This window comes from Lelliottia sp. RWM.1, assembly GCF_016859735.1.
In the GTDB taxonomy this organism is placed as follows: domain Bacteria; phylum Pseudomonadota; class Gammaproteobacteria; order Enterobacterales; family Enterobacteriaceae; genus Enterobacter.
Genome location: NZ_WLVC01000089.1, coordinates 1 through 5,840 on the forward strand (window position 1 = coordinate 1; position 5,840 = coordinate 5,840).

Here is a 5,840-nt window from a genome sequence, read left to right on the forward strand (position 1 = left end):
TCGGCCCAGATCCGCGAAATTTTAATCAGCGAGTCAGCTTGGGAAGAAATGACCTGCTTATTCGCACCTTCCCTAGCACAACTTTCAAGGGATAACGGCTTACATGAAAGAACGCTTTACAACGCATTGGAACGACATTGGCCTAAAGGTGAGAGGATTATTGCCGATTTTATTGGTGAAGAAGTACAGCACATTTGGCCTGAAAGATATTAGTGATAAGACAATGTTAACATTAAGGGAGATATATGACTGGTCTGTTAATAATAATTGTGTGTGTGGCTATTTCGGTATTTTGCTATAAGCAGGTTTCTAAACGATGTGGCAACAAATCTCAAGGTAAATTTAGAACGTTTTTAACGTCAACATTGTCAGGCATTGGTGTCTTTATTATTGCAATGTTAATTGCTGTGCCTGTTTTTTATTCCGGTGCTGATAATGTACCTACTAATATTAATTCTAACACAATAAAGCCTACATATAATACCAATACTACAGAATCTATAGTTTCATCAACACCAGAAATAGTATTAGACCATCGGCTTGACAATACATTTAATGATAAGTTTATGCCTGATGGTGAAAAAAATATGAATGTTAAATTTAATTCATTTATGAGTGAGCTATCATCTGTAAGTTTTCAACCAGACTTGAAAGGTCAGTTTTCTTACACTGATAAAAGGGATGCATATCTTTACAAAATAAATGATAATATAATGATGATTTTATTGGTTAACAATGAAACATCTGAGATTAACTATATTTCTATAATTGTTCCCAATAATAGTTATGACAGCATTCCACTTTTACGCGAGATTATGCGTTCCATGAGAATAAATGCAACATATAAATTGGTGGAATTTTTGGATAAATCAGAAAAAAATAGAATAGCACATGAAGTGATAGAAGGGAATGAGTACTTAACTCAAAAAACACAGGCTGAATATTTTATTTTCATTAGAAAATCATAATTATATTATATATGTGAGTTATCATATTCTCTTCAAGGCCGCTTTCGCGGCCTTCTGTATACAAAAATGTAAATGCGGCTAAGTTACCAGCCTTTAGTTCATAAAATAATCGAAAGCCTGGTCTCCCCCGATTTTGGCAAAAAACCTTAAGTAATCTTTTACTCAGAAAAAAGTACAGTCTGTTTTTTTCCGCCTGATTTAAAATCTCTCTCACCTGATCAGCTTCAACCCCGCCGACAAAATGCCGTACACTCAGATCCCAGTACCGAACTTTTCACTAACTCGATATCGCCTAAAATCTGAACAATTGAAAATCTCTTTTGGGTACTCCCCAACGATACTCAGTTTTCCTATCTCACTTAGTATCATTTAGATATTGATTGGATTTAAATGATATAGTATCATTTAATTAATTTAAAAGATACTTTTAGAGTGTGAGGGCAAGGAAATGATTTTCGGGTATGCTCGCGTATCAACAAAAGAACAAAACCTTGAACGTCAGTTGTCAGTACTGGAGCCTGTTTGCGACAAAATCATTACAGAGAAAGAATCAGGCAAGTCCACCAGCGAGAGACCTGAGTTGTTGAACCTGCTTTCCCACCTCCGCGACGGCGACACCCTCGTTACTCACTCAATCTGTCGGCTCGCACGTAACACTCGTGATCTACTCGAAATGATTGATAGCCTCGTAGGCCGTGGTATCACTGTTCAGTTTCTTTCAAACTCTATGAGTTTTGATAATTCCCCGCAATCACGCCTGATCCTAACCATGATGGGAGCCGTTGCCGAGTTTGAGCGAGGCATGATCGCGTCACGTCGCACCGAAGGGATTGCCCTTGCTAAAGAGGCTAAGAAGTACAAAGGCAAGCAAAAGAACAAAGAACTTCATAGCAAAATCATCGATATGTTACGTGTCGGGAAGAATACACCGGACGAGATCGCGAAGTTGTGTGATTGCGGCAGGGCAACAGTATTTCGCGTGAAGAAAGAAATGCTTGCCAGTACTGACGGTATTGCTGACTGATATAGCAGAAGGGGAGAAAGAAAAAAGGCTTGCAGATTAGTACTATTCGAATCCTCTCGATATCCATAATGAGCCTGTAATTAACTTAGTGTAATGGCCCACATTGTATTGATGTATTGATTTGTGTGTTACACTTAATTATAAAGTATAGCAATGTCAATCAAGGCAGTTCGCAACACTTAATCAATCTTTAGAAGAAGATTCGGCATGTAGCGATTAAGTATGCTTAATTGCTACACTATATTTTAGTAGCATATCAGTATGCGGATAAAAGTGAGGTGAGTCGAATAATTGCTGGCTAACAATTACTCCCTTGAAAATATGTCATCTACACTATCAAACCCGTTATCCTGATATCCACCATGTCGAGTATATTCTTGTCCATCCCAATCAGAATAATTTTCTATGTTGCTCTCTATTATTGCTTGTACATCAACATTATCAATAATGTCATCTATCTCACTTTCGTTAAACACTATTGAGCTCTCGGATAACATATCCTTGACCATATCCTTTGCTTTTGATTTAATTAAATAACTCTGATGCTCATCATAATAATCATTGAATTCATTACTTTCAGAAATAAAATCATGTACAAAATCATACCAATACTCTAATAAAGAGGTTCGGATATCACCCAATAATTTATCGTCACTAATAACATTAGAAATATGGCTTAAAATATTTAAATCTTCATAATCAAGATCGTCGCCACTGGTTAATAACGTTAATTTTGTGTATTCTTGTGTTTTTTTATAACCTATCCAATCAAGATCATTTAAAGACAACCAGTGAATTATTTTTGCAATTCTATAATTATATTTTGTAAAGTATTTGGATAAGGGGAGGGTATCTGTATTTAAAATCCTGGCTGCTTTTAATTTAACACTATGTGATAAATTATTATTAGATACCATTAATTCAATAAATTCAATGATATAGTATTCAGTTTTGTTGTTGTGAATGTTACTTAATAAGGTATCTGCGATTTTGTTCGCAGCATTTGGTGCAATTTTTTTATTTAGTAATGTGTTTAAATTATTAAGCGATTGTATAGATGAGAGTGCTAAAAAAAATGATGGTAGAAGCGATAGATTATCATTTATTTTAGCAATTAAATAATCAGAGATTGATGGGTTTAGCACATCGTATATCGCGTCTTTGCCTTCTTCCAATTTACGTTGTAATGTTGATTTAACTGCATGTAATATGCAGGATTTAAAATCAAGATAATCATTTCGAGAACGATCGAAATTTATTATTTCTAAATAATTATCATAATTCTCACTTAACTCCTTTTCAGATATTTTTCCGTTATTCAAAGATACAAGATAAGTTAAATAAAATACACATTTAGGTACTTGTTTTGTTAGCATATAATCCCAAATGGCTGTGGGATTATCTAAACTCTCAACTATATATTCCCAGTATTGTTCTGGCTCAAGATGCGAAATTTTATCATAATCGGTAATAAATGAAATTAACCGAGGGTTATAATTTTTATGCGAAATTATTTTTCTATATCTTTTTTCCTTCCAAATGCATTCTTTGAATTGCTCTGGCAGTTCGCTAAACCACAAGTGATTATAGAGAACTTTTGCTTTATCTATTACATCAAGGTTTTTTACCTCAACCTCATATTCATGCTTGTCAGTATTATTAATAAAAAATAATTCACTTGATGCTTTTCCTTGATTTAATATAGTCGTTCTTGAGGTAAGAATTAATTTCTTTTCGGGTTTGGATCGGATTCTATTTATAAATCTAACTATCTTTGAATCTTCTTTGTTTCTTAATGCTTCTAAATAGTTTCTTCCAAGAAAATCATCATAAAGGAAAAGTTGTTTTGTATCTGGCTCAATGATTTTGTCACCTTCCTCTATGTCACTTTCTATATAAACTAACTGATATCCTTCTAATATATAATTAAGACATAATTGTTCTGCAAGAGTTGTTTTTCCTACACCTGGTTCTCCAGTAATTATAAGAGTGTTGAAATGTTCGATTTTATTCTTAGCTGTGGCGAAATCTCGTGTCTCTACGTATTTTTCTGAATTTATTTTTATTTGCTCAAGAATATGACTACTTTTTCCAATAATGTCATTATGCAATATTGATGTTAAAACAGAAGTGCTGTTAAGCCAGAGCTTATAATACTTACGTTCGATGTTTTTATATTGAGATAATTTATGTGTTATATCTTCAATTGAAAATATATCATCACTCCGAAGATATTTACTTCCAAATATACTGATTATCTCATTCTTTCGAACATCTGTTAACCCTTGTCCTATAGCCAATATATAACGTGAAGGATTGATTCTTGCAACCTTTGCTGCTTCTTTTTTCAAATTATTAATTAAAGCAGAGTAGCTTGAGTTAACATAATGTTTGCTTTGGATAATGACCTTATTCCCACCTATATAAAACCTACCATCCATACCGCTATCTCTTCCAGGCATAAATCTTTCTATATTAGTACCAGGCATTTCAGTTTTAATTAGATCAATTACCAAGTCTTCAAAGTCTTTGTCATTTAGTCTGGAAAAATCATAACTATTCATAATCCCTCTCAAAATCGTTACTTTTTTGTAATTGTCTCGTATTTTGAAGTTATATGTAAAGCTGAATTTTATAGAAATTAGTAGTACGTCATTTTTTAGCAATAATCGGCTACCAGTTTTGAATGGGAGTACTCATATGGTTGCCAAAGTGATATATTTACATATATAAATTTATAGTTAATGCGTGTTCTTTAGATTATAAATTTATCATGGATACATTGCGATATTATCTTGTGCATCAAGTATGAAAAAATGATCGTTATTAGAAAAACACTTTTCATTCGAGGAAAGCATTATCATTGTATTTAAATCAGCGATTGTTTTATCTGTTGCGTTGTGAATTGGACTTAACTTCATTTCTGTACATCCAAAAAGAAATGTATTTTTATTTAACGGGATTAATATCATTGACCCTGGAGTAGCTAATCCAAAAGTTTGCAATCGATTATGAGATAAAATAAAAGGTGAGTCACTTGTGATGGTATTGATTTTATTTGGTGCTTTGATTAGTGAGTAATTGAATTGAGGAAGGTAATAAGAAGCAATTTTGGTTTGTTTGAGTTCATATTCAATAATGTCATCGATAATGTAATCCCTCACTGACATGTCTAAGGTAACTTTCCTTTGATTAAGATCTTTTTTCATTGATTCGACTATCTTTCGTTCTTGCCTTAGAGGTGCTTCGATATTATTTCTATGTTGTGGATTTCTTAAAAATAAAGACGATAACAACCAGATTAAACCTTCATCTTCGGAATTAATTCCTTTACTCGAATCTATGGTCTCTAAAAACTCACCTATACGTGTCTCAACCGTATTACCGTACCATTCTTCAATTAGGAACGGTCATATATTTTCTTCTAATTTATAATAATTATTGCTCACACATGCATCATTAGGGTTTGTACCATGTTTAAATCCAGGCTTATTTTTTGGAAATGCCCAGAATAAAGATGTCCTTTTACCCTGATTGGTAAAGCCTTTCAGATAGCACGCAGGAATGTAATGATGTTTTTTGGGATAACTCATCAGGTTTCTTCCCTTGAATAGTAAGAAAATTATGTCTTCTACCAACGCGTACTTTAATCATAATATCTTGATCTTTTCAATAGTTATAGCTAAGGTCCAAATTCCATCAAACCCGCACCAACACTGACATACTGCCCCAGTAAAGTGGATTCAAAATGGCTGTTTAACATAGTTTATCCTGAATCGCCACAGATAATCTAGACACTTCCGAGCCGCTGATAATATTGTTTTTCGTATTCAGTTGGTGGCATATGA

4 protein-coding genes and 2 pseudogenes are annotated in these 5,840 nt (G+C 33.4%); 4 read left to right on the forward strand and 2 right to left on the reverse strand.

The features are described 5' to 3' along the window. From GF617_RS27605 to GF617_RS26225, 4 genes and pseudogenes are all read left to right on the forward strand, one after another. A pseudogene (locus GF617_RS27605) lies at positions 1–95 on the forward strand (type VII secretion system (T7SS), usher family protein); the annotation flags it as partial. A gap of 31 nt (positions 96–126) precedes the next feature. Then, a complete protein-coding gene (locus GF617_RS27610) occupies positions 127–213 on the forward strand; it encodes a helix-turn-helix domain-containing protein (RefSeq protein ID WP_375291240.1) in 87 nt (28 codons plus the stop codon). Positions 214–245: 32 nt separating this feature from the next. Then, positions 246–968, forward strand: coding sequence for a hypothetical protein (locus GF617_RS26220; protein ID WP_203452746.1), 723 nt, complete (start codon positions 246–248; stop codon positions 966–968). A 448-nt stretch (positions 969–1,416) separates the two neighbouring features. Continuing rightward, positions 1,417–1,992, forward strand: a complete 576-nt coding sequence (locus GF617_RS26225) for a recombinase family protein (RefSeq protein WP_045902444.1) — start codon at positions 1,417–1,419, stop codon at positions 1,990–1,992. A 305-nt stretch (positions 1,993–2,297) separates the two neighbouring features. On the opposite strand, the gene GF617_RS26230 is transcribed toward GF617_RS26225, so the two are convergent. Together GF617_RS26230 and GF617_RS26235 are read right to left on the reverse strand one after the other, a co-directional pair. Further along, positions 2,298–4,556 (reverse strand): ATP-binding protein, encoded by a 2,259-nt coding sequence (locus GF617_RS26230; protein WP_203452747.1) that lies wholly within the window; start codon positions 4,554–4,556, stop codon positions 2,298–2,300. A 207-nt stretch (positions 4,557–4,763) separates the two neighbouring features. Beyond that, positions 4,764–5,585, reverse strand: a pseudogene (locus GF617_RS26235) (DUF4238 domain-containing protein). Positions 5,586–5,840 lie beyond the last annotated feature (255 nt).